Source organism: Streptomyces sp. NPDC008139 (assembly GCF_042957025.1).
In the GTDB taxonomy this organism is placed as follows: domain Bacteria; phylum Actinomycetota; class Actinomycetes; order Streptomycetales; family Streptomycetaceae; genus Actinacidiphila.
The window spans coordinates 40,713-67,678 of the sequence record NZ_JBIBHM010000014.1; the positions used below are offsets into that span (position 1 = coordinate 40,713).

The following is a 26,966-nucleotide window of genomic DNA, read 5'->3' on the forward strand; positions in this document are numbered from 1 at the left end:
GTCCTTCGGTCACTGCCCCCGATCGGTGGGCTTCGGCCCTGGTCCGGGGTCGGTGTTCGAGGCGGTACGGGCAGGGACGGAGGTCCAGGCGGCGTCGTGCTCGGCGCTGCGCTGGACCGCGTCCAGGACGAGCTGGACCTCCAGGGCGTCCGCGAAGGACGGCTCGGGGGCGCGCTCCTCGGCGATGGCGGTGACCAGGTCGCGGGCCTGGTGGGTGAAGGCGTGCTCGTACACGAACAGGAGGTTGTCGACGGAGCGGGCGACGCCGCTGTGGTGTTCGCCGAGCGCCATCAGATTCACGTCGTTGTCGACGACGACCGGGCAGCCGTGCTCGCTGGTCAGAGTGGAGCGCACCGGGAAGCGGTCCCAGCCGGGCATGATCGGCGGGGAGACGGAGACGCCGTCCCGGAAACTGACCGGTCCCGGCAGGCCGATGCCGATGGTGTCGAGCCGGGCGCTGCGGCTCTGCGCGCCCAGTTTGCGCAGGAGTTCGCTGACCCGGTCGAGCACGGGTCCGGGTCCCTGGCGGATGTCGGCGCTCTCGGAGTACGAGGCGACCGCCGCCAGGCGGCCGTCGGTGATCTCGACGTCGATGGAGCTCGCACCCAGGTCGACCGCGGCGAAGCGCAGTTCCGGGTCGAGTTGGACGAGGGTGGAGCGGCGACCGCCGCGCGAGGCGGCGGGTCCCGCCTCCAGGATCGTGCCGCTCGCGATCATCCGGTCGAGTTCGGCCACCAGCCGTGGGCGCGGCATCTCCAACTCGTCGGAGAGCTGCGCCCGGGACAGCGGCCCGAGGTCACGCAGTCGGCTCAGTACGCGGTACTGGATGCTCACAGGCCCACACTTCCTCTGATGGCATCAGAAGTTGTGACGGAACGTTAGGACCGCACCAAGGGTTGGTCCAGAGCTTTCACCGAGATTGCTAAAGGTAGTTATAGGGATGACAAAAAGAGTGGACGGTCCGAACTGAAGGTGGATCACTTCCGGCCACGCGTCGGGGAGTTGTTTCGGTGGCGGGCGTTCCGGGGCGCCGGGCACACGCGCGGGCCCCGCCGGAAGGGGGAGTTCCGACGGGGCCGTTCGGGAGGGCGCGGGAGGTCAGAGGGCGGCGGTCTCCTTCTTGGCCAGGGCTCCCTCGGGCGCGGACTGATCGGGCGCGGACTGATCGGGCGCGGACTGATCGGGCGCGGACTGATCGGGCGCCGGCCGGCCGGGAACGGGCTGGCCGGGTGTGGCCGACGGCACGTAGGCGTCGTCCTCGTCGGACAGGGTCGACTCGTCGAAGGGCAGCTCTCCCGCGAAGACCCGCTGCGCGCGGTCGCGGTCGAACTCCTTCGTCCAGGTGCCGATCAGCACGGTGGCGACGGCGTTGCCCGCGAAGTTGGTCACGGCGCGGGCCTCGCTCATGAAGCGGTCGATGCCGACGATCAGACCGATGCCGTCGACCAGCGCGGGGCGGTGCGACTGGAGCCCGCTGGCGAGCACGGCCATGCCGGAGCCCGACACCCCGGCGGCGCCCTTGGAGGCGATCATCATGAACAGCAGCAGCGAGATCTGCTGGCCGAGGGAGAGCGGCTGGTCCATCGCGTCGGCGATGAACAGCGACGCCATCGTCAGATAGATCATCGTGCCGTCGAGGTTGAAGGAGTAGCCGGTCGGGACTGTGATGCCGACGACGGGCCGGCTCACCCCGAGGTGTTCCATCTTGGCGATCAGCCGCGGCAGCGCCGACTCCGACGACGACGTGGAGACGATCAGCAGGAACTCCCTGGCGAGGTAGCGCAGCAGGTGGAAGAGGTTGACCTTGGCGAACAGCCACAGCACCGCGCCGAGGATGACCACGACGAAGATCAGGCAGGTCACGTAGAAGCCGATCATGATCGTGGCCAGCGCCTTGAGCGCGTCCACGCCCGCGGAGCCGACGACGGCGGCGATCGCGCCGAACGCGCCGACGGGGGCCGCCCACATGATCATCGACAGGACGCGGAAGACCAGTTTCTGGATGTGCCCGACGCCGCGCAGCACGGGCGCCCCGACCGGTCCCATGGCCTGGAGGGCGAAGCCGACGAGCAGCGCCACCAGCAGCGTTTGCAGCACCTGGCCTTGTGTGAAGGCGGAGACCAAGGTGGTCGGGATGATGCCGAGGACGAAGTCCACGCCTTCGGTGGGGGCGTCGGTGGCCTGGGCCTGGCCCGCGTTCTTCAGCGCCTCGGTCAGGTGCAGCCCGCTGCCGGGGTGCAGGATGTTGCCGACGAGCAGGCCGATGGCGAGCGCGGCGAACGACATGGTGACGAAGTAGCCGAGCGCGAGGCCGCCGACCTTGCCGACCTTGGCGGCGTTGCGGACGGATCCGATGCCGAGCACGAGTGTGCAGAAGATGATGGGCGAGATCATCATCTTGATGAGATTCACGAAGCCGGTGCCGATCGGCTTCAGCTCGACGGCCACACCGGGCGCGAGGAGGCCCAGCACGGCGCCCGCTATCGTCGCCAGGATGACGGCGGTGTAGAGGTAGTGGGTATGGTCTCGACGGCTCGTGACGTCGCTGGGGGCCTGGGCTGACACCTTCGTCTCCCTCGGTCCGCGGGCGCCGTCCCGAGCGCCCGCGATCGGACAGGTCCCGGTGACTATGCGCTCGGGGCGTGAGCCAGGTCACGTTTGCGTTCATTGAGTTCGCGGGTTGGCGTGCACACTGTTGTGCATGCCCGCCATACCCCCCACGTCGAGCACGGCGGCCGGACCGACGCGCCGGGCCGCGGCGGCGAGCCCGGCCGCCCCGACGAGCCGGCGTGCGCAGACGAGTCCAGGTACGCCGACGAGCCCGGCCGCCCCGACCGTCGAGCGCGCGACGGCCCGGCGTTCCAGGCCCGCCCGGTTCACCGTGCCCGGACTGAGCCGCTTCCGCCGCACTCGGACCCGGCCGCGCAGCCTGGCCGGTCAGCTCTTCGCCGTGCAGGTGGTGATCGTGGCCCTGGTGGTCGGGGGCTGCGCCGTGCTGGCGTACGTCAACGCGGCCAGCCGGGCCGAGGACGCGGCCCGTGACCGGGTCTCCGCCGCGGCCACCGCCGTCGCGGACTCCGACACCGTGGTGCGGGCGGCGCGCTCCGCCGATCCCACTGCGGCCCTCCAGCCGTACGCCGACCGCGTCACCGCGGACGCGGGCGTGGACTTCGTGACGATCATGGACACCCACGGCATCCGCTGGACCCATCCCGACAGGTCGCTGATCGGGAAGCACTTCCTCGGCCACATCGGCCCCGCCCTGCGCGGGCAGACGTTCACCGAGACGTACACCGGTTCGCTCGGCGCCTCGGTACGCGTCGTGACGCCGGTCCGCTCCGGCGACCGGATCGTCGCGCTGGTGAGCGTCGGCATCAAGGTCGACACCATCAGCCAGCAGGTCCGCAAGCAGCTCACCGCCCTGGTCGTGGTGGCGCTGGCCGCGCTCGTCGTCGGCGGCCTCGGCACGTATGTGGCCAACCGACGGCTGCGCACGCACACCCACGGGATGGCCGCGACGGAGCTGAGCCGGATGTACGACTACCACCAGGCGACGCTGCACGCGCTGCGCGAGGGCCTGATCCTGCTCGACGCCGACCGCAGGGTCGCGCTGTGCAACGACGCGGCGCGCGAGCTGCTGAGCCTCGGCGAGCAGGAGGTCGTCGGCCGGTACGTGGACACGCTCGGCCTGCCCGTGTCGCTGACCGGCGCGTTGCTGGCCGCCGAGCCGCGGGTCGACGAGGTGCACCTGACGTCCGAGCGGGTCGTGGTCGTGAACACCTCGCCGGTACGCGGCGGCGAGCGCCGCGGCACCGTGGTCACCCTGCGCGACCACACCGATCTCCAGGCGTTGACCGGGGAGTTGGACTCGGTGCGCGGCTTCGCCGAGGCGCTGCGTTCCCAGGCCCACGAGTCGTCCAACCGGCTGCACACCGTCGTGTCGCTGATCGAACTGGGCCGCGCGCAGGAGGCGGTGGACTTCGCCACCTCCGAGCTGGAACTCGCCCAGGCGCTCACCGACCGGGTGGTGGCGGCGGTCGGCGAACCGGTGCTCGCGGCGCTGCTGCTCGGCAAGGCCGCCGAGAGCCACGAGCGCGGGGTGGAGCTGACCGTCACCGAGGACAGCCGGATCGACGACGGCGTCCTGCCGCCCGCGCTCACCGCCCGCGACCTGGTCACCGTGCTGGGAAACCTGATAGACAACGCGATCGACGCGGCCATCGAGGGGGCCGCCCGCGGCGGCGGCCGGCCGTCGGTCACCGTACGGGCCAAGGTCGAGGAGGACGAGCTGCTGCTGAAGGTCACCGACTCCGGGCGCGGCGTCGACCCCGCCACCATCCGCGAGGTGTTCCGGCGCGGATGGACCACCAAGAGCGAGGGCCACGGTCTCGGCCTCGCCCTGGTCGAGCAGGCCGCGCGCCGCGCGGGCGGCACGGTCGGCCTCGACCGCGCCGAGGGCGGTGGCGCGGAGTTCACCGTACGGCTGCCGCTGGGGCAGGAGGCACGCGCGTGATCAGGGTACTGGTCGTCGAGGACGATCCCGTGGCGGCCGACGCGCACCGGATGTACGTCGAGCGGCTGCCCGGCTTCGCGGTGGCGGCCGTCGTCCACACCGGCGGCGCCGCGCTGCGCCTGCTGGGCCGGCAGCCGGTGGACCTGGTGCTGCTCGACCTCAATCTGCCCGACGGTCACGGTCTCGACCTGGTACGACGGATGCGCAGCGCGGGGCAGAGCGCCGATGTGGTGGCGGTGACCTCGGCGCGGGATCTCACGGTCGTGCGGCAGGCCGTCTCGCTCGGAGTCGTGCAGTACCTGCTCAAGCCGTTCACCTTCCCCTCGCTGCGGGACCGGCTGGAGCGCTGGGCGCGCTACCGCAGTGACGCGGCGGGCGGTGAGGCGTCCGGGCAGGACGAGGTGGACCGGGTGCTGGGGGCGCTGCGCAGTCCGCAGGCCACCGTGCTGCCGAAGGGGCTGAGCGGTCCGACCCTCGAAGCGGTGACCTCGGCCTTGCGGGCGGCGGCGGACGGCGGCTTGTCCGCGGCTTCGGCGGCCCAGGCGGCGGGGGTCTCGCGCATCACGGCCCGCCGCTATCTGGAGCACCTGGTCGACACCGGGCTCGCGGTCCGAAGCCCGCAGTACGGGCAGGTCGGCCGCCCGGAGCTGTGTTACCGCTGGTCGGACGGGGCGAAGCCGTAGGGCGGTACGGTCCGGGCCGGTCACGGACGGTGCGGGTCGGTACGGGCCCAGTCGGCCCGGGCACGGTCGGCCCGGGCACGGTCGGTGCGGCGGGTGACGGGCGCGGCGGCGGGCGACGTACGGTGATCATGCGGGTGGGCGGGATGTCGCGGGTGTACGCCCGCGCCGCACAGCCGCAGCCGTGTTCGTTTTCGCAGCCGTCCTCGTCGTAGCAGTCGCAGTCGCCCCACGGTCAGGAGCCGTCGCATGGTCACGCAGCCGCCGCCGTCGCTCGCCGACGTACCCCACCGGATCGGCCTCGGCCTGGCCGCTCTCGGGCGGCCCGGATACATCAATCTCGGCCGGGAGCGGGATCTGCCGCCGGGCCGGGACGTGGCGGCGATGCGACGGCGTACGCACGAGGTGCTGGACTTCGCGTACGCGCACGGCGTGCGCTACTTCGACGCGGCGCGCTCGTACGGCCGGGCCGAGGAGTTCCTGGCCGAGTGGCTGGACGCGGGCGGTGACCGGCCGGGGGTCATGGTCGGCAGCAAGTGGGGTTACACCTATACGGCGGGCTGGCGGGTCGACGCGGAGACCCATGAGGTCAAGGACCACAGCGTCGGGGTCTACGACCGTCAACTCGCCGAGACGCGCGCGCTGTTCGGCGATCGGCTCGACCTCTACCAGGTGCATTCGGTGACACCGGACAGCCCGGCTCTCACCGATCCCGTCCTGCACCGGCGGCTGGTCGCGCTCGCCGGTCAGGGGGTGGCCGTGGGCATCTCGACCAGCGGGCCCCGGCAGCGTGACGCGATCCGCGCTGCCCTCGATGTCAGCGTCGACGGGCGTCCGGTGTTCGGCAGCGTCCAGTCCACCTGGAATGTCCTGGAGCCGTCGGCGGGCCCCGCGCTGGCGGAGGCGCACGAGGCGGGTCGTACCGTCATCATCAAGGAAGGTCTCGCCAACGGGCGTCTCGCCGAACGCGATCCGCGGCTGGACGCGGTGCTGGCTCCGGTCGCCGAGGCGACGGGAGCCTCCTACGACGCTCTGGCGCTGGCCGCCGCGCTGCGTCAGCCGTGGGTCGACGTGGTGCTGTCGGGAGCGGCGACCGAGGATCAACTGGCCTCGAATCTGCGCGCGACCGACGTCCGTTTCGACGACTCGCAACTCGGCCGTCTCGTCACGGAGTTGGCGCAGACACCGGCCGCGTACTGGGATCATCGCTCGCGCATGCCGTGGAACTGACGCGGAGCTGACGGAGTCACACATCGGCGGCCGGCAGCCGGAGTTCGAAGCGGGCACCGCCGCTCGGCGCGGCGCCGACGGTGAGCGTGCCGCCGTGCCGGTGCGCCACGTCGCGGGCGATGGCCAGGCCGAGTCCGGCCCCGCCGTCGTCCCGGCTGCGGGCCTCGTCGAGCCGTACGAACCGCTCGAATATCCGCTCGCGCTCGGCCTCCGGTACGCCTGCGCCGTCGTCGGCGACCGCGAGCACGATCCGGCCGTCCCCGCGGCGTACGGACACGGTGACCTCGGTGCGCGCGTGCCGTTGGGCATTGTCGAGCAGATTGCGGACGAGCCGGCCCAACTGACCGCGTGATCCGTTGACTTCGGCTCTCAAGGCGGCGTCCTGACCGATGTCGACGGCGACCGGCGTACGGTCGGCGGCCCGCCCCTCGGCCTCCTCGCGCACCAACGCGGCCAGATCGACCGGCCGTTGCGTCGGGGTCTCCCCCGCGTCGAGACGGGCGAGCAGCAGCAAGTCGGCCGCGAGTCGCTGAAGCCGCACGGTGTCCTTGACGGCGCCGGGAACGTCGAGCAACTGCGGGTGCGCGGAACCCACTTCGAGCTGCGTGCGCAGGGAGGCGATCGGGCTGCGCAGTTCGTGCGAGGCGTCGGCGACGAAGCGGCGCTGCCGCTCGACGGACGCTTCGAGGGCGGTGAGCGTTTCGTTGGTGGTACGGGCCAGCCGGGCCACCTCGTCGTGCGCCGCGGGCTCCGGCACCCGCCGGGAGAGGTCTTCCGAGGCCGTGATGGCGGCCATCTCGCGGCGGATGCCCGCGACCGGGGCCAGTGCGCGGCGGGTGACCAGCCAGGTCACGCCGCCGACGACCGCCAGCAGGACGGGCAGTCCCGCCAGCATGACCACGGTGGTGGTGCGCACGGCGCTCTCGCGCGCCGCGAGTGAGGCGCCCGCGTGGACCAGGACCGTCTGCCCCGCGAGGTCGGTGGCCTTGACCGACGCGAAGCGGTAGGCGGCGCCGCGGCCGTCCAACGTGGCGTGTCCCGCGCCCTCTTGGACGGTACCGCTGATCTCGCCGACGACGGGGTCGGCGGTGCCGGTGGGCGTGGCGTGGTCGTCGCTCCCTCGGCCGCTGGAGGTCGTCTCCTGCGCGTCGCCGTCGCGCCCGCCCTTGCCCCGGCCACGGCCGCCACCTCCGCCGCCGTGGTCGTCGGCGGACCCGCTCGGCGACACGGTCGGTGGCGGCGTCGGCGCCGAGGTCGGACTGACGGTGGGTGTCGGCTCGGGCGCAGACCCACGCGGCCTGACGTCCGGCACTCCCGTCCCGCTGATCTTCTCCAGGGTCCTGCTCGCGGCGAGCAACCGCCCGTCCGTGGTGGCCACTTGGACGGGTGCGTCGTCGGGGAGGGCGAGCCCGGAGTAGAGCGCGGCGTCCGCCTTGCGGGTCGCGACGGCCACGGCGACGCGGCGGGCGGTGTCGTTGGCCTGGCTCTGGGCCTGCTCGGTGAGGTTGGCGCCGAGCGAGAGGAGGACCGCGATCCCGGCGGCCACCATCGCCACCGTCACCACGGCGGTCGCGCCCAGCACCGTCTTGGCCTGCACCGACCCGAGCGGGCGGCGCCTCATGACGTGACCAGGCGGTAACCGGCGCCGCGTACCGTCTGGATGGTGGCCGCGCCCAGCTTGCGGCGCAGCGCGCTGATGTAGACCTCGATGATGTTGGGGTCGCCGTCGTAGGCGAAGTCCCAGACGTGCTCCAGGATTTCCGGCTTGCCGACCACCTGGCCCGCCCGGACGGCGAGTTGTTCGAGGACGGCGAACTCCTTGGCGGTGAGCGCCACTTCGTCCTCGCCTCGGAACACCCGCCGGGCGGAGGTGTCGACGGCGAGGCCGCCGACCCGCAGGACCGGCGAGGCGCCGGGCGAGGCCCGGCGGCGCAGCAGTGCCTTCACCCGTGCGACGAGCACGACGTAGGAGAACGGCTTGGTCAGGTAGTCGTCCGCGCCGGTGTCCAGGCCCTCGGCCTCGTCGTACTCACCATCCTTGGCCGTGAGCATCAGGATCGGTACGTCGTTGCCCGCGGCGCGCAACGCGGCGCACACGCGGTAGCCGTTCATGCCGGGCAGCATGATGTCGAGGACGACGAGGTCGTAGGCGCGGTCTCCGGCCAGGTGCAGTCCCGATAGCCCGTCGTGGACGACGTCCACGGCGAAGCCCTCGGCCGTCAGTCCCCTGGCCAGGGAGACGGCGAGTCTCTTCTCGTCCTCCACGATCAGCAAGCGCATGGGCCCACCCTCCCAAATCGAACCTGAAGCGATCTTCAGGTCGCTTCAGGCTGCCTTCAGCTTGCTCCAGCCATCGTGTTGGCACGGACACAGCAACGACACAGGCCGGGTACAGCCCGGCCGGGGAGGCTCCTCATGAAGCGCAACATCACCGTCGCCGCCGTCGCCGCGGCGGCCCTGCTCGCCGGTGGCGGCTACACCGCCTTCGCCGCGGGCGACGACCACGGCGGCCGTGCGGCGGCCGTCCCGAGCGCCACGTCCCCGCACGACGCGGGCGACGACCACGGCGGCGACCGCCGTACGCCGTCGACGGCTGCCCCGACGGGCGTCCCGCGCACCGGCGCCCCGACTCCCAGCAGCACCGGCCTCACGGCGGCCGAGGCCGTGGCCGCCGCGCTCACGTTGTATCCGGGGACGGTCGTCTCCGTCGAGCGTTCCGGCGCGGACTTCTGGGAGGTCAGGGTGCTCGGAAAGGACGGCGTCCTGCGGGAGTTGAGGGTGAACGCGACCTCCGGCGCCGTCAGCCTGGACGGTCACGGCGGCGGCCGGGGCGCGGCGACTCCCCGCCCGACGCGCTCCCCCGGAGGTGACGACCACGGCGGTGGCACCCCGAGCCCGACCCGTTCCCCCGGAGCCGACGACCACGGCGCCGACGACCACGGCGGTGACCGGTCGGGCGACCGTCATGGGAGCGGGCACGGCGCGGACGACGGCGGTCAGCACCGGGGCCGGGGCGGCGACGACTCCTGAGCCGTGGGCGCGGCGGGTACGAGAGGTGGGTCGCGGTGCCGTCGCCGTACCCGCCTCCCCCGGCCCCGTCGTGACCGGGCGTCAGCTGTCGGAACCCTTCCGGGCGGGTCCGGTGCTGTGGCGCACGATCAGGTCGGGACGCGGAAGGTGGAGGGTGGCGGTCTGCGGGCCGGCGAGGCGGATGGCGCGCAGGAGGAGTTCGACGGCCTGTCGGGCCATCTGGCGTTCGGGGATGGCGACCGTGGTGAGGGCCGGTCGGGAGAGCCGGACTTCGGCGTTGTCGTCGTGGCCGACGACCGAGAGGTCGTCCGGGACGGAGCGGCCGAGGGCTCTGGCGGCCTCCAGCGCGCCGAGTGCGAGAACGTCGTGGGTGGCGAAGACGCCGGTCACGCGCGGGTCGGCGGTGAGGGCGGCGGTCGCGGCGGCGAAGCCGCCCTCGGGGGTCGGTTCCGGGCCGAGGAAGACGGCGGTGTCGGGTACGGCGAGGCCGTCGGCGGCGAAGGCGCGGCCGAAGCCCGTGACCCGGACGGTGTGCGCGGGGCCGGCGACGACGGCGACCCGCTCGTGGCCGAGGCCGCGCAGGTGCCGTCCCGCGAGGTGACCGGCGCCCTCGTAGTCGATGGTGACGACGGGGAACAGCTCGGGGGGCCGCGTTCTCCCACGCGCAGAGCGCGACAGGGAAGCGCGCGGCGGCCAGCAGCGGGAGGTGGTCGATGAGGTCGCGGTCGCCCGCTATCAACAGGGCGTCGACCGAGCGGCTGGACAGACCGGCCATGACCGCCTGTCCGCGCGCGTTCGCCGCGCCCGGTGTGGCGGCGGCCCCGCGCACGGGAAGCGACCGGCGGGCCTCGGTAGGGTGCCGGGATGACCGAGAGCTGGGACCCGTCGGGCGACGGGATCGTACGGTTTCCGTCCGGTGCGCTGGTGCGCGGGCGGGGTCTGCGCCGACCGCTTCCGGCGGGGCCGACGCCGTCCTTCGGCGTCTATCTGCTGGGCGGCGAGCCGCCGTTGACCTGCTGGGAGGCGCGGTGGGTGCGCTGGCCGGATTTCCGGCTGCCCGCCGATCGACGGCAGGCGCGGGCGGCCTTCGAGGAGGCGCTGGCCCGGGCGGCGGACGAGCGGGTGGAGGTCGCGTGCGGCGGCGGCATCGGGCGGACCGGAACGGCCCTCGCCTGCATGGCCGTTCTGGACGGGGTCCCGGCGGACGAGGCCGTCGCCTTCATCCGTCGGCGCTATCACCACCGCGCGGTGGAGACGCCGTGGCAGCGCCGCTTCATCCGCCGCTTCGACCGCGCTGAGCGCTGAGCGCGCGCCTGCGGCGATCCCCAACGCGCCAGGCCGGTACGGGAATCCGTCATCGCTTGTTCGCTGATCGTAACGCGGGCGAAATGCCGGTTTGATGTCCTGTCGAGTCACAGAACGGCCCGGTCCCCGGCCTCTTCGTGAGAGCCGCACCGGAGGCGCTCAGGGCTCGGGGGCTCGGGGGCTCGGGGGCTCGGGGGCTCGGCGGACCCAGCGGTTCCGACGGGTCCAGCGGGTGAGCGGGGGAGGACGGCCCGGATGGCGATGGACAGCGGGTCGGCGGTATGGGCGGACGGACCTCAGCCGCCGAGCGGCCGATGTCTGGTCAGTGTAGAACTCGGCATTGAGCTCGGCGTCGAACTCGCCGTCACGCAACGGGACATGCCCACGGCCTCGGTGGCCGACCGACCGGCGCCCGCGCTCTCGCTGGCCGTACGGACGCCGGGGCGGCAGGCCGTCCTGTCGGCCGCGCCCGGCGCGGCCCTGCCGGGTGAACACCGCGTCGTGGACGAGCACTTCGTGGTCGACGCGGACACCCACGAGGCGCCGAAGTGGCGGCAGCTCGCCGATGTGCTCTACGGGAGCAGGTCGCGCTCGGCAGGCGACGCGAGCCGCTGGCTGCTGGCCGTCACCGCGGCGCACGGCACCTGCCGGATAGCGGCCGTTCCCTTGGTCAGGGACGGCGGTTGGGCGGTGCTCGACACCACGGACCGGCAGATCACCTTTTTACCGGTGACGACGTCGCTGCGGCCGTGGTTACTGCCGTCGTGCCTGCTCGGCTGGCTGACGGCGGGCGGCACGCTCCAGGAACTGGCCGACGCCCGCCTGGACTGCTTCCCCGCCGAGTCGGACGGCCCGCGCCCCGGTGAGGGCTGAGCCCGATCCAGCTCTGCCGCCCCCGAGGTCGGTCACAACACGCCCGCCCCGTGTTCTCGGCCACCGCGACCGGTGGGCCCGGAAAACCGTTCGACGGCTCCGCCGAGTCCTGGCACCGTGGCGGACCATGACCGACTTCGAGCTGCTGACCGCCGCGGACGTACAGCTCATGCAGGACATGGCGCAGCGCGTCACCGCCGTGCGCCCTGACCTGGTGAACACCGACGCGTCGTACGGCGAGCTGGCGTGGAACTGGGGCAAGGGACACGCCGCCGCCGGCGCGAACTGGCCGCGGCGGCTGTGGTTCTCCGGCGGGGAGCCGGTCGCGTGGGGCTGGGCCCAGCTTCCGCACCGGCTGCGGCGCAGCGACGGTTCTGTGCGGGATGCGACCGGCGCCTATCTGGCCTATCAGGTCCATCCCGACCACGCGGGACTGGTCGACGAGGTGATCGACTGGTTCCACGCCACGACGCCGGACGTCGAGCGGACGGTGGTGCCGAGCGGTGCCGACACGTTCGGCCTGACGCGGTGGGCGGCGCACGGCTACGAGCCCGATCCGGCCTCGCTCGGCGAGAAGGGATCCTGGACGCAGCTCAACGAGCGGGAGCTGACCGACGTCGAGGAGCCGCTGCTGCCGGACGGATTCCGGTTCCGTACCGCCGAGGAGGCAGGGCCGCAGGCCGCGGTCCGGGCCCATGTGGACGCGTGGGCGCCCTCGACGTACACGGCCGAGAGCTATGAGGGTGTCCGGCGGGCGACGGGCTACCGTGCGGATCTGCACCTCCTGGTGGAGGCGCCGGACGCGACGATGGCGTCCTCGACCGTCATGTGGTTCGACGAGGCGAACGCGACCGTCGAGTTCGAGCCGGTCGGCACCCATCCGGACTACCGGCGTCTGGGGCTGGCCAGGGCGATGCTTCTGCACGGCATGCGTCGCGCGCGGTCCGCCGGGGCCACGCACGCGACCGTCGCCTGCCTGGGCGCGCCGGGCTATCCGGCGGCGCGCGCCCTGTACTACGGCGTCGGATTCCGGGAGTTCTCGCGGGACGCGCCGCTGATCAGGGTCCGCGCCTCCGGCTGAGCGGCCCGCGCCGAGCACCGCCGGACCAGCGCGGCGACCGGCGCACCGACCGCCGCGCGTGACCTCCTCGACTCCCTGGTGGGCCGTCCGCCGGACGCATCCGTCCGGTGACTCCCGGCGGGCTCAGAACAGCGCGTCGCCCTCGGACAGGCTCACGCGCGCCCCGGTGTCGAAGACGCCCTCCGACGTCCCCGCCGAGTACACGCGCATCTGCCCGGTGGTGGCGGCCACCAGGTCGGGCAGCAGGTCACCGGTCAGGTCGCCGATGCCGAGGAGCGTGGTGAAGGGCGTCCAGCCGCCGGTGCCCGCCAGGACGCGGGCGCCGAGGCGTCCGTGCCCGTCGCCCGGATAGAGCCACAGCTTGCCCGTGGACAGTTCGGTCACGACGAGGTCGGGGCGGCCGTCGCCGGTCAGGTCGCCGGGGGCGGCGAAGGCGCCCATCACGTTCCAGCCGGGGCCGACGAGCAGGCGGGTGCCGAAGGTGCCGTCGCCCCGGCCGGGGTACATCCACAACTGGCCGGTGGTGTCGCGGGCCAGCAGATCGCCCGTGCCGTCGCCGTCGAGGTCTCCGGCGGCGGTGACGGCGGTCATCGTGTTCCAGCCGGGACCCACCAGGAGCCGGGCGCCGAAGGTGCCGCGGCCGGTGCCCGGATACATCCACAGCCGGCCGGTGGTGTCGCGGGCCAGCAGGTCCTCCGTGCCGTCGCCGTTGAGGTCGCCGTGCCGGGTCAGCGCCGACATGGAGTTCCAGCCGGACCCCTCAAGACCCGCGGTGCCGTCGCCGGGCAGCCGCCACAGCTTTCCGGAGTACGTCCGCAGCAGCAGGTCCTGGCGGCCGTCGCCGTTGAGATCGCCGAACGGCTGGGCGGGGCGTTTGAAGACTCCGTACGGCGCGATCCACGGCAGGTACTCGGGGCCTCCCTGGCACTCCCGCATGGTGTGCGCCCAGCGGAAGGAGCTGAGGTTGTGGTCGAGAGTGGCGCCGGGGCTGGTGAACCGCGACAGCTCCCAGCGGTCGTCGCCGGTGCCGGTGGTGTCGGCCTCGACGTCGTGCACGGCGTCGAGGTACTGGTAGTCGGCCAGGCTGTACATGCACAGGGCGTGGTAGCCGGTGCGGTTGTAGACCGAGGACGCCTTGTCGTCCCACGCGCCGAGGGTCGGCTGCGCGGCCGTGTAGGACGTCAAGGCCCCCTGGCCGCCGGGCTGGTCGAACAGGCACAGGGCGCCCTGCGGGCAGCGGTCGTAGCCGGTCGCGGCTTGCGCGGGGGCGACTCCCCCGGCCACAAGTCCGAGCGCGACGGCGGTGGTCAATAAGGTGGCGCGCAGTGAGATACGCATGATGGTCCCCCCAAGGAACATCCGGCCCGCCGGGCGGGTGCGGGCCGGGCACACCCTAGTCGTGCCCGGCCCGGCGTGTACGGCACTCGGCGGTACCGTTCCCCGCCCGGGAGGGGTGGACGGGGAACGGCGGTCATGGTCCGGCGGGTCCTGTCGGCCAGACGAGACTTTGCGGACACGCCCTAGGTGACGGTCAGGCCGAAGACGTGCAGCCGGGTGCCCGCCTGATCGCCGGTGACCGTGGTCGGCAGGGTGACGTACGCCAGCGTCCTGCCCGCGGCCAGCGGGATCTTGGTGGCGTACAGGCTGACGGCGGTGTCGGCCGGATAGCCGCTGTTCGGCGGACGGTTCCAGCGGGGTGCGGTGGCGACGGGTTCGTCCTCGGGAAGCGGGGTGCTCGGGGTCCAGTTGGTGAGGGCGAGGGTGAACGGGGCGGTGCTGCCGTCGGTGTACGTGAGGGTGCCGGTGCCCGATCCGCTGCCGTTGTTCGCGGCGCCGAGGAACCACAGGGCGGATCCGCTCTTGTCCACCGCGATGTGCTGTCCGGCCGCGACCACGTTGTCCGCGCCGCCCGGTGCCGGGTCCGGCCAGGTGAAGGTCGCCGGGCCGTGTGCGACGGGCTGGCCCGGCTTGACGCCGACGTCGGCGAGGGCCTGGGCGGAGTAGCTGAATCCCGCGCCGTCGAAGTCGGCCGCGCCGGGGGCGGTCTCGTCGCCGACCCCGGTGTTGTCGTAGGCGGCGGCGAGTGATCCGTACAGCAGGGGCAGTGCGAGCGATCCGCCGTCGAGCGGGTGGTCGTGGCGGGCCACGGTGGCGGTGCCGGTGAGGTCGAGCGCCGCGGAGGTGGCGTTCGCCCCGACGGTGACGGTCAGCTTGGTGGTGGCGGTGGCGCGTGGGCGCAGGGTCACCGCGGCCCGGGACGGTGTGACGGTGACGCCGGTCGGCGCCTTGATGTCGGCGGCGACGGTGACGGTCTGGTCGGTCGCGTTGCGCAGGGTGAGGGTGGCGGGGAATGCGGTGCCGGTGCGTGCCAGCTTGGTGGCGGAGGTCAGTCGCGCGTCCACCAGCGGCGCGGTGGTGACCTGTTGGCCGCCGGAGACGCTGAATCCGCCGCTCGCCGTGGCCGTCGCGGTGAGCCGCCACAGGCGGTTCTGCGCGTCGGCGGGCGGGGTCACCAGCCATGAGGTGCGTGGGCGGGTGCGGGGGTCGACACGGTTGAAGGTGGCGGGCGTCAGGGCCCGTACGGTCCATCCGGCGGGTACGTCGAGGCCGAGCCGGACGTGCTGGAGCGTCCGCGTGCCGCCCGCGGTGAGGGTGGTGGTGACCACGTTGCCGTGGACGGGGTCGAGCGCGGCGGGGGCCTGTGCGGTGACGGTACGGGCGCCGGTGGTCGTGGTGAGGGTGTGGGCGCCGGTCAGCGGCAGATCGCGGGAGGAGTTTCCGACGTAGATCCGGTACGTGCCCGGAATCGTCGTCCAGGCGTGGGCCTTGGAGTCCCAGGTGCGCAGGTCGTCGGGCGCGAGGGTGAAGGTGACGCGCTGCGACTGTCCGGCCCGGAGGGTGACGCGCTGGAATCCCTTGAGCTGCTTGGGGGGTTCGCCCGCGCCCGCCGGGTCGCCGACGTAGAGCTGGGCGACCTCGGAGGCGGTACGGGTGCCGGTGTTCTTCACCGTCGCGGAGACCTTCACCGGCCCGGTCGTGCCGGTGACGCCCGGTGAGACGGTGAGCCCGCTGAAGGAGAAGGACGAGTAGGTCAGGCCGTAGCCGAACGGGAAGAGCGGGGTGAGGTGGTGGGCGTCGTACCAGCGGTAGCCGACCTCAAGTCCCTCGCTGTAGTGGTAGTTGGTGGTGTTGGTGGCGACATCGACGGTGCCCGGGTAGCGGGACGGGTCGGCGGTCGGCAGTTGCGCCATGCTCGCGGGCCAGGTCTGGGGCAGCTTGCCCGAGGGGTTGACGTCGCCGAACAGGACGGAGGCCAGTGCGGCGCCGTTCTGCTGGCCGCCGTACCAGGACTCGATGACGCCGTCGACCTTGTCGAGCCACGGCATGAGCACGGGCGCGCCCGTGTTGAGGACGACGATCGTGTGCGGGTTGGCCGCGGCGACGGCGGCGACGAGGTCGTCCTGCGCGCCGGGCAGGGTGAGATTCTGCCGGTCGCCGTCCTCGCTCTCATCGTCGTTGACGACGACCACGGCGACGCTGTCCTGTCGGGCGGCAGCCGCCGCGGCGGCGATGGCCGCGGTGTCGGGCACCTGCCAGCCCAAAGTGACCGAGCCGTTGCTCGGCGGGCTGGTCGGCGTCCCGGCGACCGGTCCCGTGGGGCCGTTGACCGGCTGGTAGTTCTCGACCGTGATCGGGGTCCGCACACCGCCCTTGAGGCGGATCGCGGACACGCCGGGGCCGTACTGCGCCCAGTCCTGGAAGACCGGCTGCCCGTCGAGGGTCATCCGGATGCCGCCGGTGTTGGCCATCGAGAACGTGTACGTGCCGGTGACCGGGGCCGTCAGGTAGCCCTTCCACCGCACGGAGAATCCGGCCGGGTTGACGCCGGGTCCGGGCGCGGCCGTGTAGTGGTCGTCGACGGTCGGCTCGACGCGGGTGAGCGCTGGGGTGCCGGACAGGTCGAGGTTGTTGAAGTACTGCGTGGTCAGGCCGGGTTGGCCGTCGGCGGTGGTGAAGGTGGCGGCCGGTACGGTCGGCAGTTTGTCGGTCACGCCGGGGACGTCGACTCCGGTTCTGCCGATGGCGACCTGGGCGCCGGTGCCGTCCGCGCCGAAGGCGGTCAGTTCGGCGATCGACCACCAACTGTCGGCGGTGCCGGTCTGTTCGATCCTGATGTAGCGGGCCTGCCGGGCGGCGAAGGTCGCGGTGACGACCTGTCCGGTGCCGGCGCCCTCGGCGACCGGGTCGCCCCATGTGGCGCCGTCCGCGGAGAGCAGGACGCGGTAACCGCGGGCGTAGTCGGTGCTGTTGCCCGCGTCCAGGGTGACCCGGTCGATGCTGTGCGAGGCGCCCATGTCGACGCTGACCCACTGGCCGTCGGCCATCGGGACGCCGCTGGACCAGCGGGTGCCCGCGTTGCCGTCGACCATGTTGCGCGGCTGGTCGGAGGGGCCGGCGGAGGAGGACGCCCGGGCGGCCCAGGAGCCGAGGTAGTCGACGCGGCCCTTCGTCCCGAGCCGCTGGGCGATGCCGTCGGCCACGGTGACGACGGACGAGGCGTCCACGGGTACGTGCGAGCTGCCGCCGCCTCCGGTGATCGGCGCGTCCTTGGCGGCGGCGCCGATCACGGCGACCGTGGGCGTCCTGGCAGGGTCGAGCGGGAGCAGCCGGCCCGCGTTCTTCATCAGGACGGTGCCCTGCGCCGCGATGTCGCGCGCGGTGGCGACGTGCGCGGGGGTGGTCGCGGTCGCGGCCGGCGAGCCCGGCGTGGAGTCGAAGAGGCCGTAGGCGAATTCCTCGGTGAGCAGCCGGGCGACCTTGTCGTTCAGCACGGCCATGCCGACCTGCCCGGAGCGGACCGCGTCGGCGAGCGGCTGTCCGAAGTTGCCGGGGGCGGGCATGTTGAGGTCGAGACCGGCGTTGGCGGCCTGGACGGTGCTGCGGGCGCCGTCCCAGTCGGTGACGACGAATCCGTCGAAGCCCCAGTCCTGCTTGGCGGTCCGGTTCAGCAGATACGCGTCCTCGTTGGAGTGGACGCCGTTGACCAGGCTGGTGGCGGCCATGATGGAGGCGGCGTCGCCCTGCTGGACGGCCTGCTTGAACGCCGGGTAGTAGATCTCGTTGAGGGTGCGTTCGTCGACGATGGCGTTGCCGTTGTTGCGGTTCTGCTCGGTGTCGTTGGCCGCGAGGTGCTTGAGGTCGGCCATCACGCCCTGGGACTGGACGCCTTGGACGTACTTGGTGGCCATCGCGCCGGACAGGTAGGGGTCCTCACCGGCCATCTCGAAGACGCGTCCGCCGCGCGGGTCGCGCTCCAGGTTCACATCGGGTCCGAGGTTGACGCTGACGCCCTTGGTCTTCGCCTCGGCGCCGACGACCTGTCCGTAGGCGGTCTCCACGGCCGGGTCCCAGGTGGCGGCGGCGGCGACCGGAGCGGGCATGGCCGTCGTGCCGCCCATCACCACGCCCGCTCCCCCGTCGTTGAGGTTCAGCGCGGGTATGCACAGCCGGGGTATGGGGGCCACCACGCCCGCGTAGCCGGGGAGTTGGCTGCCGTGGGTCATCGACAGCTTCTCGTCGGTGGTCATCCGCGCGAGCACCTGCGCGGCCCGCTGTTCCGGGGCGGCCTTGGAGTGCAGCCAGGGGCAGGAGGCCGTGCCGCTGTCGGCCGCGGCCTGTCCGGTGACGGCGGGCAGCAGTCCGGTGGCCGAGGTGAGCAGCAGGGCGGCGGTCAACGCCCGTACGAGCCTGGCCCGTCGGGCCCGTGCGGGCCGTCCGCCGTCGGGCTGCGCTGCGGGGTGTGCGGTCATCGGTGTCCCATCTGGAGTACGTCGCGCGGTGCGCGGCCGTGGTGCGGCGCCGCCTGCCCGGTCAATCGATTCAGTCCGTCGTCGCGACGAACGGGCCCGCCTCACAGGGGTGGTGCGGGGCCGGTCGCCGGGCGCGGGCCCACGGGGGACGCGCCGTATCCGAAGCGGAGCAGGCCATATAACGATTCAACAGGAGCCGTGGAGAACCTAAGTCCATCTCAGCAGCCGGTCAATAGGCGTGAGCGCGGAATTACCCGAAAGCCCAAGACCAGGAAATTGAAACGTCTTTCAATGTCGACAACGATGTCTGCTTCGATGGATCGGGCGGACACCCCCGGATGACCGCTGCACGGAACCGGGCCGCGTCAGAAGTATTGACGCCCCGCCACGCGTTCTCATACGTTTCTCACGCCCCAACGGAGTGAATCGTTTCACTCACTGCAAGGAGTCCGATGTCCGGTTTTGCGCGGGAAAAACTGTCGTACGGGATCGCCGTCGCGGTCCTGGTGACGTCGCTGTCCCTGGGCGGCGCGCCCTTCGGCCACCCCTCGGCCGCGCAGGCCGCGTCCGGCGGAATCTCCGTGGGTGAGCTGACCGCTGACGCCACGACGGATCCGCTGGGCATCGACGATCCGCGTCCCGCGCTCGGCTGGAAACTGCGCGCCGCGGCCAACGGCCAGCGGCAGAGCGCCTATCGGGTGCTGGTGGCGAGCAGCCCAGCCCGCCTGAACTCCCCGAAGGCGGACGTCTGGGACAGCGGCCGGGTGGCGACGGACGATTCGACCGGCGTGCCCTATGGCGGTCCGGCGCTGGAGTCCTCCCGCACCTACTACTGGAAGGTGCAGGTCTGGGACGCCTACGGCCGGGCGTCGGCCTGGAGTCCGGTCGGGCACTGGGAGATGGGCCTGCTGAACCCGGCGGACTGGAAGGGCGCGCGGTGGATCACCCCGGACACCGGCGGCGCCGCCTCCTGGTCGGACTTCACCCTCGACACGGACTTCACCATCAAGGCGGGCGCGGCCAGCGTCCTGTTCCGCGTCAAGGACAGCCGCAATTACTACATGTGGCAGATCAACGCCGCCTCGACGCCCGGCAAGGTGCTGCTGCGCCCGCACGTCCAGAAGGACGGCTCCTTCGCCACCCTCGGCGAGGTGGACCTCAGCCCGGTGATCACCCCGGCGAACGCCGGCGCGCCCCACCACCTGACCGTCAGGGCGGACGGCGCCACGATCACCACCTCGGTCGACGGCACGCGGGTGGACACCCGGACCGACACCACCTTCACCGCCGGCACCCTGGGCTTCCGCACCTCGACCACCGGTGGTGTCGCCGAGGACGCCCTGTACGACAACATCGTGGTGCGCGGTCTCGACGGGGCCACGCTGTTCTCCGACGACTTCTCCGCCTCGCCCGACCCGTACTTCCCCGACTCGGCGGTCACCGACGGGCAGCTCGAACCCAAGGGCGACCCGACACTGCTCGACCCGAACCCCGCGGCGCCCCTGCTCCGCAAGGGCTTCACCCTCGACGGCCGGAAGAAGGTCACCAAGGCGCGGGCGTACGTCTACGGCCTCGGCTTCTACGAGATGCACCTCAACGGCGCGAAGGTCGGCGACCGGGTGCTCGCACCGGCGAGCACGCCGTACGACCAGCGTGATCTGTACGCCACGTACGACATCACCGGCTCACTCAAGCAGGGCGCCAACACGGTGGGCCTCTGGCTGGGCAACGGATACGGGCCGCGATTCAGCCCGTACGGCTTCCGCTGGACCGGGCCCAAGCAGGCCGTCGTACTGCTCGATGTCAGCTACTCCGACGGCACCCGGCAGAGCGTCGTCAGCGACGACTCCTGGAAGTGGTCGACCGGCGCCGTCACCGCCAATGACCTCTACGCGGGTGAGAGCTACAACGCGCGCCTGGACAAGCCGGGTTGGGACCGCGCCGGGTTCGACGACTCCGGCTGGCAGCCGGTACGGACGGTGGCGGCGCCCTCCGACAAGCTCGTCGCGGACACCATGCCGCCGGTCAGGGTGACGGACACGCTCCGCGCGGTGAAGCTGACGCGGCCTCAGCCCGGCGTCTACGTCTACGACTTCGGGCAGAACATCGCGGGCTGGGAGCGGCTGCGGGTGACGGGGCCCGCCGGGACGACCGTGAGGATGCGGACGGCGGAGGAGATCGGCGCGGACGGGATGCTGGACACGGCCACCAACAGGTCGGCGGCGTCCACCGATTCCTACACTCTGGCGGGCACCCGTACGGCGGAGACGTACGAGCCGCGCTTCACTTACCACGGCTTCCGCTATGTCGAGGTCACCGGCTTCCCCGGCACACCGGCCCTGAGCACCCTGGACGCGCGCGTGGTGCACGCCGACGTGGCCTCCACGGGCACCTTCACCTCCTCCGACGCGCTGCTGAACCAGATCTGGCGGAACAACCGGTGGAGCGTCCTCAACAACTCGATGAGCGTCCCGACCGACAACCCGGTCCGCGACGAGCGGACTCCTCCCGGCATGGACGTGCAGGCGTATCACGACGCGTCCACCCGTGAGTTCGGCATGGACCGCTACTACGCCAAGTACCTCCAGGACATGCCGCCCGGCACGGCGCTGCCGAACGACGCGGGCAACGCGCAGCAGCCCGACATGGGCGGCAACCAGGTCACGCTGGCGTGGACGCTGTACGAGCAGTACGGCGACCGGGCGACGCTGGCGGCCACGTATCCGGCGATGAAGGCGTTCGTCGACAAGAACGCCGCCGATGTGCCGGGGCACATCTGGCCGAGCAACCGGGGCTTCGGCGACTGGTGTCCGCCGGACCGCAGTGCCAACGCCAACGGGGGGCGCGGCGGACCGAACGCGGGCGCCTGCACCAGCGAGGTGTCGGTGGTGAACACCGCGCTGTCGTACCTTCAGGCGGTGGATGTCGCCAAGTCGGCGACGGCGCTGGGCCACAGCGCGGACGCCGCCCGCTACGGGACGCTGGCGCGGGACATCAAGGACGCGTTCAACGCCGCGTTCCTCAACGCGGCGGGCGACACCTACGGGGACGGGCGGCAGACCACGAGCGTGCTGCCGCTGGCCTTCGGCATGGTGCCCGCGGCGCATGTGGCGGCCGTCGGACGGCAACTGGTCGCCACCATCACCGAGAAGGACGGCGGACACCTCGACACCGGCATCTTCGGCACCCGCTACCTGATGGACGCGCTCGCCGCGATCGACCGGATCGATGTGGCGATGACGGTGCTGGACCAGCGCACCTACCCCGGCTTCGGGTACGAGATCGGCCAGGGCGCGACGAGTTCGTGGGAGCAGTGGACGTACTACTCCAACATGGAGACCCACGACCACGCGATGTTCGCCGGTGTCAACGCCTCGCTCTACACGCGGTTGGCGGGCATCGAGCCGACCGGGCCGGCCTACCGTACGGTGACGGTCGCGCCGCGGATCCCTGCGGGGATGCGGCACGCCGCGGCCTCGATCGCCACCCCGCTCGGCACGGTCGCCAGTTCCTGGACCGTCGCGAACGGCCGGACCACGCTCGACGTCACGGTGCCGGTCGGCTCGACCGCGACCGTCCATGTGCCGCTGCCCGACGCACGGCATCCGCGGGTCGAGGCCACGCACGGCGCTCGGCTGCTGCACAGCGACGACGGGGAGGCGGTCTACACGATCGGTTCCGGCCACTGGCGGTTCACGGCGGCGGGGCGGTGAGCCGTTCGCGGGCCGGAGCGTGACAGTCACGCCAATTCCCGCACGGCGCGTGGACTTTGGGACCATTGCGCGGCCGTCCCGAATTCGGCATGCTGAGCGCCGGATCACATGTGATCCACAGCGTTCCACGTCATGTGACGTATTTCGCAGCCGAATTCGGGGAGACCGCAGATGACCGCGTATGTCCTGCTGGAAATCCAAGTGACCGACATGGCCGCCATGGCGGACTACCGGGAGATCGCGCAGAAGGCGGTGGCCGAATTCGGCGGCGAGTACCTGATGATCAACGCCAGGCCGGAGGCGGTCGAGGGCACGTGGGACGGGGCCAAGGGACTGACGCTGCTGTCGTTCAGCAGCGTGGAACAGGCGCGAGCGTGGTACAACTCGGACACCTACGCGCCCGGCATCGAGATCGCCAAGAAGGCGACCGTACGGCGCCTCGCCATTCTTCCCGGCTTCGGCGAAGCGGTCTGACCGGTTCGGCGCCGTATACGGTCCGCGCGGATCAGGGCAGTTCGAGCATCGGCTCGCCGCAGGACTGGCATTCGGCGTACACATCGAGCTCGTTGAGGATTTCGGCGTATTCGCCGTGTCCCTTGAGCGCGGCCGTGGCCGCGAGCAGATAACCCGTGGTGACCTGGTCGTGCTCGCCCGCCACCAGCGTCTCCCCGAGCAGGGCCAGCGCCTCGGGGAGCGCCTGCCGGTACGCCTGCGCGAGGTCGTCGGGCAGGCCGTCCCAGACCTGCCCGTACTCGCCCGAGCACATGGCGACGAGCCCGATCACGTACAGGTAGTCGTCCCTCTCGGCCGCCGGGAGGCCGCGCGCGATGGCGACGATGTGCGGCACGGCGGCGTACGCGGCGGGCCAGGCGGTGCCCTCGGAGCAGAGGTACGGCCACAGGTCGTCGAAGCGTTCGCGGTCGGCGGGGTGGTCGAGCAGATGGCGCAGTTCGTCGGGCACGCAGGGGGCGTCGGAACCGCCCTTGCCGTTCGACCGGTCGCGGTGGTCGAGCGTGGGCCAGCGGGGGTCGTCCAGAGGCAGCATGGCCAGGAGTGTAGGGGCTGGCACGGGGCGCGAAAGCGCCTAGGTGCGGCTGCCCGCAGTGCCCTAGCGTCGTGACCGCCCGCATGCCGTACGCGCCCGTGAGCAGGGAAGCAGAGGACGTATCGTGACCGTCGTACCGCAACCGCCCGACATCCTCTCGCCGCAGTTCGCGGCCGACCCGTATCCGGCCTACCGAGTGCTGCGGGAGCACTACCCGGTCGTCTTCCACGAGGGCACCGGCAGTTGGCTGCTGTCGCGGTACGAGGACGTCGAACGGGCCTTCCGGGACCCGGTGTTCACCACCGACAACTACGCCTGGCAGCTCGAACCGGTGCACGGCGGGCGGACCATCGTGCAGATGAGCGGGCGGGAGCACTCCGTCCACCGGGCGCTGGTGGCACCGGCCTTCCGCGGCCGGGAGTTACGGGAGCGGTTCCTGCCGGTGATCGAGCGCAACGCGCGCGATCTGATCGACGGCTTCCGTGACGCCGAACAGGCGGACCTGGTCGATCAGTTCGCGACCCGCTTCCCGGTCAATGTGATCGTCGACATGCTCGGGCTCGACCGCGACGACCACGACCGCTTCCACGCCTGGTACGCCGCGGTGGTCGGCTTCTTCGCCAATCTCGCGCAGGACCCCGAGGTCGCCGAGGCCGGGATGCGCGCGAGCCGGGAGCTGGCCGCGTATCTGGTGCCGATCGTCCACCGGCGGCGGGCGGAGCCGGGCGAGGACCTGCTGTCGTCGCTGTGCACGGCGGAGATCGACGGCACGGTGATGACCGACCAGGACATCACCTCGTTCGTGAGCCTGCTGCTGTCCGCGGGCGGCGAGACCACCGACAAGGCTATCTCGGGGATGTTCCGCAATCTGCTGGCCAACCCCGAGCAGTTGGAGGCCGTGCGGGCCGACCGCGACCTGGTGGCGGCGGCCTTCGCTGAGTCCCTGCGGTTCACTCCCCCGCTCCAGATGATCATGCGGCAGCCGGCGCAGGACGTCACGCTCCACGGCGTCACCGTCCCGGCGGGCGCGACGGTCACCTGCCTGATCGGCGCGGCCAACCGGGACGAGCGGCATTACGACAGGCCCGACACCTTCGACATCCACCGCACGGACCTGACCACCGCGAACGCCTTCAGCGCCGCCGCCGACCACCTGGCGTTCGCGCTCGGGCGGCACTTCTGCGTGGGCGCGCTGCTGGCGAAGGCCGAGGTGGAGGTCGGCGCCAACCAACTCCTGGACGCCTTCACCGAGATGGGCTTCGCCGACGGGACGCCGGCCCCGGACAGCGGGGTGTTCGTCCGCGGTCCGCAGCGGCTCGACCTCAGCCTCACGCCCGCGAGGACCTGACCCGCAGCGCCCGACGCGGGCCGAACGGGCCTCGGCCCTGACGCAGGGTCGCGGCGGCCCGCGCCGGGCGCAGGATGCCCGCCTGGAGGCGGCGGGCCGCGTCGATGTGGTCGAAGGTCCAGATCATCTTGACGGCGGTGGAGGTGCCGCGCCCGTCGTCGGCGGTGAGGTCGCGGCGTACGGCGTCGAGCAGCCGCCCGTCCGCGGCCTCGTCGCGGGCGGCACGGTCGGGGACGGCGCCGGAGCCCGCCAGGGCCCGCGCGGCGGCCTCGTACCAGTCGACCAGCAGGGTGCCCGCGTAGAGGATCTCGCCGCGGGCCGCCGTCCTGTCCTCCTGCGAGGTGACGGTCTCGCGCTCCCACAGGTCGAGGATCGCGTCGGAGGTGAGCCGCAGCGCGGCGACGCCGGTGATGAGGGTCGTCACGTCGGCCAGCGGGATGTGCTTGGTGCCGCGCTCGGCGAGGAAGCCGCGGAAGGCGTCGTCGAGGCGGCGCGAGGCGGCGGCGGCCCGGCGCCGCTCGTCCTGCGGGGTGGCGGGCGCGGGGGCGGCGGCGTCGCAGCGTGCGACGCCGTACTGGATGGCGCCGCGCAGATAGTGGGCGCCTTCCGCGTAGGAGTCGGCCAGCGCCTGGCCGAGGGCGCGTCCTGCCCCGCGTGGCCAGAACAGCGCCCCGGCCACCAGGGAGACCCCGCAGCCGAGGGCCACGTCCTCGACGCGGACGAGCCCGATCTGCCAGCCCGCGGGCTCGATGATGTTGTAGAGGATGAGCAGGACGGTGGTGAATCCGGCCTGTCCCGCGGCGAAGGAGATGGCGGCGGGGGCGAGTCCGGCGAAGGCCACGGCGAGGGGCAGCAGCAGCCACAGGGCGGTGGTGTGGGTGCCGACGCCGTAGACGATGCCGCCGCCGATGACGAAGCCGACGCCCGTGCCGAGCAGGCCGCGCAGCGCGTTCTGGCCGGTGCTCAGGGCGTTGGAGCGCAGTACCGCCAGGGTGCCGAGGACGACCCAGAACGAGTGCTGGACGCCGGTCGACTCGGCGAGCAGGACGGCCAGGGCGAGCGCGATGGCGCCGCGGACGCTGTTGTGCAGCCAGACGGAGTGGCGCTCGACGTGGGCTCCTGCGCGTTCCTGCGCGGAGGACAGGAAGGACGGCACGCCCGAGGGCCCGCGGCCCAGGACGTGGTCCCACCAGCCGCGGCGCAGGGCGGCGACGGTGAGGCCGATGTTGGTGGCCATGGCGGAGATCGCGAAGCTCATCTCCTGGGCGCGAAAGCTCGGTTCGAGGGCGCCGAGGATTCCGGCCATGGCGTCGTCAGCGGCGGGGGTGGCGGGCGTCTCGGCGGAGCCCGGCGTCGTCGTCCGGGGCCGGTGCAGCGGCAGATCGCCGGTGACGGCCGTCTCCATCGCCTCGCGGGCGGCCTCCAGCCGCCGCAGGTCGCGCTCCAGCTCCGCGGAGCTGTCGGAGACCGACTCCAGGCTGGCCGCGCCGTGTTCGAGCAGGGTCGCTGCGGCCACCTTCACGTCGCAGACGACCGCGTCCGTCGGCCCGGGCTCCTCGTCGAGCGGCATGCGCTCCAGGATCGCGTCGAGCCACACCACCTGGTCGACCAGCCGGACCAGCGTACGCGCCGACGTGGACAGTCCCGTGGGGCGGTACGGCGTCCCGAAGAACGAGGTGCGCAGCGCGGCGACGGCGGCGCCCGCCTCGTCGGACAGCGCCCGGTACTCGGCCGCGCCGACCGGTCCGAAGCCGCCGCGGACGCAGTCGACCTCGGAGCGCAGCCGCCGGGCCAGCAGCGCGCACGCCGTGGCGGTGGCCAGCCGCAGCGGTTCACGCCGGGGCGCGGGCCACAGCAGGCCGACGGCGATCACCGACGCCGCCCCGGCCAGCAGCCAGCCCGCGAGCCGGTCGGGCAGCGCGCTCACCGGGGCGGGCAGCGTCACCGGCAGCACGAAGGCGACCAGCAGCGCGGTCGAGGCGCCGGCCAGCACCGAGCTGACGACCCCGGCGAAGAGCACGAGAAAGCCGACGACGAGGGTGACCAGGACGGCCAGCCACGCCGTCCGCGAGGCGAGCGTCCCGACGGTCACCAGGACCGCGCCCGCCGCCACCAGACCGGTCTGCGCGGCGAGCCGTTGGCCCATGGCGCCGCTGAAGTCGACGAAGAGCAGGCCGGACAGCGCGCCGAACGAGGCGAAGGTGGCCATGGCCGGGTTGCCGACGACCTTGTCGCACAGGGCGAACAGGGCGGGCATGACGATCGCGGCGCGTCCGGCGCGGCGCAGCGCGGACAGGTCCGCGTCGCGGGTGCGGAGCCAGTTCAGGACGTTCAGCAC

19 protein-coding genes are annotated in these 26,966 nt (G+C 72.4%); 10 read left to right on the forward strand and 9 right to left on the reverse strand.

The features are described 5' to 3' along the window. Positions 1-9: 9 nt before the first annotated feature. Entirely contained in the window at positions 10-834 is an 825-nt protein-coding gene (locus ACFZBB_RS27575) for an ROK family protein (protein WP_391127650.1), read from the reverse strand. 264 nt (positions 835-1,098) lie between these two features. Then, positions 1,099-2,565 (reverse strand): cation:dicarboxylate symporter family transporter, encoded by a 1,467-nt coding sequence (locus ACFZBB_RS27580; protein WP_391127653.1) that lies wholly within the window; start codon positions 2,563-2,565, stop codon positions 1,099-1,101. 136 nt (positions 2,566-2,701) lie between these two features. On the opposite strand from ACFZBB_RS27580, the gene ACFZBB_RS27585 reads away from it, so the two are divergent. The 3 genes from ACFZBB_RS27585 to ACFZBB_RS27595 all read left to right on the forward strand — a co-directional run bounded on the left by ACFZBB_RS27585 (position 2,702) and on the right by ACFZBB_RS27595 (position 6,423). Further along, the gene (locus ACFZBB_RS27585) at positions 2,702-4,513 is read left to right on the forward strand and encodes an ATP-binding protein (protein ID WP_391127656.1); all 1,812 of its coding nucleotides are present in this window, start codon (positions 2,702-2,704) and stop codon (positions 4,511-4,513) included. Further along, positions 4,510-5,196: a response regulator gene (locus tag ACFZBB_RS27590; protein ID WP_391127659.1), complete on the forward strand. Its 687-nt coding sequence runs from the start codon at positions 4,510-4,512 to the stop codon at positions 5,194-5,196. The genes ACFZBB_RS27585 and ACFZBB_RS27590 overlap by 4 nt, the downstream gene beginning before the upstream one ends. A 246-nt stretch (positions 5,197-5,442) precedes the next feature. Beyond that, positions 5,443-6,423, forward strand: coding sequence for an aldo/keto reductase (locus tag ACFZBB_RS27595; protein ID WP_391127662.1), 981 nt, complete (start codon positions 5,443-5,445; stop codon positions 6,421-6,423). Between the two features lie 16 nt (positions 6,424-6,439). Here ACFZBB_RS27595 and ACFZBB_RS27600 read toward each other — a convergent pair whose 3' ends face one another. Next, a complete protein-coding gene (locus ACFZBB_RS27600; protein WP_391127664.1) occupies positions 6,440-8,044 on the reverse strand; it encodes an ATP-binding protein in 1,605 nt (534 codons plus the stop codon). Further along, the gene (locus ACFZBB_RS27605) at positions 8,041-8,703 is read right to left on the reverse strand and encodes a response regulator (protein ID WP_391127667.1); all 663 of its coding nucleotides are present in this window, start codon (positions 8,701-8,703) and stop codon (positions 8,041-8,043) included. Before ACFZBB_RS27605 ends, ACFZBB_RS27600 begins: the two co-directional genes overlap by 4 nt. A gap of 135 nt (positions 8,704-8,838) precedes the next feature. Between ACFZBB_RS27605 and ACFZBB_RS27610 the strand changes: the two genes are divergently transcribed. Further along, entirely contained in the window at positions 8,839-9,453 is a 615-nt protein-coding gene (locus ACFZBB_RS27610) for a hypothetical protein (RefSeq protein ID WP_391127669.1), read from the forward strand. 81 nt (positions 9,454-9,534) lie between these two features. Here the strand turns inward: ACFZBB_RS27610 and ACFZBB_RS27615 are convergent, their stop codons facing one another. Beyond that, positions 9,535-10,131 carry a substrate-binding domain-containing protein gene (locus ACFZBB_RS27615; protein WP_391128041.1) on the reverse strand — a complete coding sequence of 199 codons (597 nt, stop codon included), beginning with the start codon at positions 10,129-10,131 and terminating at the stop codon, positions 9,535-9,537. Positions 10,132-10,317: 186 nt separating this feature from the next. Here ACFZBB_RS27615 and ACFZBB_RS27620 point away from each other — a divergent pair, with 186 nt between their 5' ends. From ACFZBB_RS27620 to ACFZBB_RS27630, 3 genes are all read left to right on the forward strand, one after another. Then, on the forward strand, positions 10,318-10,758 hold the full coding sequence (locus tag ACFZBB_RS27620) for a protein-tyrosine phosphatase family protein (RefSeq protein WP_391127673.1): 441 nt from the start codon (positions 10,318-10,320) through the stop codon (positions 10,756-10,758). 378 nt (positions 10,759-11,136) lie between these two features. Next, positions 11,137-11,631, forward strand: a complete 495-nt coding sequence (locus tag ACFZBB_RS27625; RefSeq protein ID WP_391127676.1) for a hypothetical protein — start codon at positions 11,137-11,139, stop codon at positions 11,629-11,631. 127 nt (positions 11,632-11,758) lie between these two features. Further along, positions 11,759-12,712, forward strand: a complete 954-nt coding sequence (locus ACFZBB_RS27630) for a GNAT family N-acetyltransferase (RefSeq protein WP_391127679.1) — start codon at positions 11,759-11,761, stop codon at positions 12,710-12,712. 123 nt (positions 12,713-12,835) lie between these two features. On the opposite strand, the gene ACFZBB_RS27635 is transcribed toward ACFZBB_RS27630, so the two are convergent. Both ACFZBB_RS27635 and ACFZBB_RS27640 read right to left on the reverse strand, forming a co-directional pair. Beyond that, on the reverse strand, positions 12,836-14,050 hold the full coding sequence (locus tag ACFZBB_RS27635; RefSeq protein ID WP_391127681.1) for an FG-GAP-like repeat-containing protein: 1,215 nt from the start codon (positions 14,048-14,050) through the stop codon (positions 12,836-12,838). A gap of 182 nt (positions 14,051-14,232) precedes the next feature. Further along, positions 14,233-18,522, reverse strand: coding sequence for a glycoside hydrolase family 3 C-terminal domain-containing protein (locus tag ACFZBB_RS27640; protein ID WP_391127684.1), 4,290 nt, complete (start codon positions 18,520-18,522; stop codon positions 14,233-14,235). Positions 18,523-18,974: 452 nt separating this feature from the next. Here ACFZBB_RS27640 and ACFZBB_RS27645 point away from each other — a divergent pair, with 452 nt between their 5' ends. Beyond that, a complete protein-coding gene (locus ACFZBB_RS27645) occupies positions 18,975-22,235 on the forward strand; it encodes a family 78 glycoside hydrolase catalytic domain (RefSeq protein ID WP_391127687.1) in 3,261 nt (1,086 codons plus the stop codon). 171 nt (positions 22,236-22,406) lie between these two features. Next, positions 22,407-22,709 carry a DUF1330 domain-containing protein gene (locus tag ACFZBB_RS27650; RefSeq protein WP_391127690.1) on the forward strand — a complete coding sequence of 101 codons (303 nt, stop codon included), beginning with the start codon at positions 22,407-22,409 and terminating at the stop codon, positions 22,707-22,709. Between the two features lie 31 nt (positions 22,710-22,740). Here the strand turns inward: ACFZBB_RS27650 and ACFZBB_RS27655 are convergent, their stop codons facing one another. After that, on the reverse strand, positions 22,741-23,280 hold the full coding sequence (locus tag ACFZBB_RS27655; RefSeq protein ID WP_391127692.1) for a hypothetical protein: 540 nt from the start codon (positions 23,278-23,280) through the stop codon (positions 22,741-22,743). Between the two features lie 124 nt (positions 23,281-23,404). Between ACFZBB_RS27655 and ACFZBB_RS27660 the strand changes: the two genes are divergently transcribed. After that, a complete protein-coding gene (locus tag ACFZBB_RS27660) occupies positions 23,405-24,628 on the forward strand; it encodes a cytochrome P450 (RefSeq protein ID WP_391127696.1) in 1,224 nt (407 codons plus the stop codon). Here the strand turns inward: ACFZBB_RS27660 and ACFZBB_RS27665 are convergent. After that, the gene (locus ACFZBB_RS27665) at positions 24,609-26,966 is read right to left on the reverse strand and encodes an FUSC family protein (RefSeq protein ID WP_391127698.1); all 2,358 of its coding nucleotides are present in this window, start codon (positions 26,964-26,966) and stop codon (positions 24,609-24,611) included. The two genes, ACFZBB_RS27660 and ACFZBB_RS27665, sit on opposite strands and share 20 nt — an antisense overlap.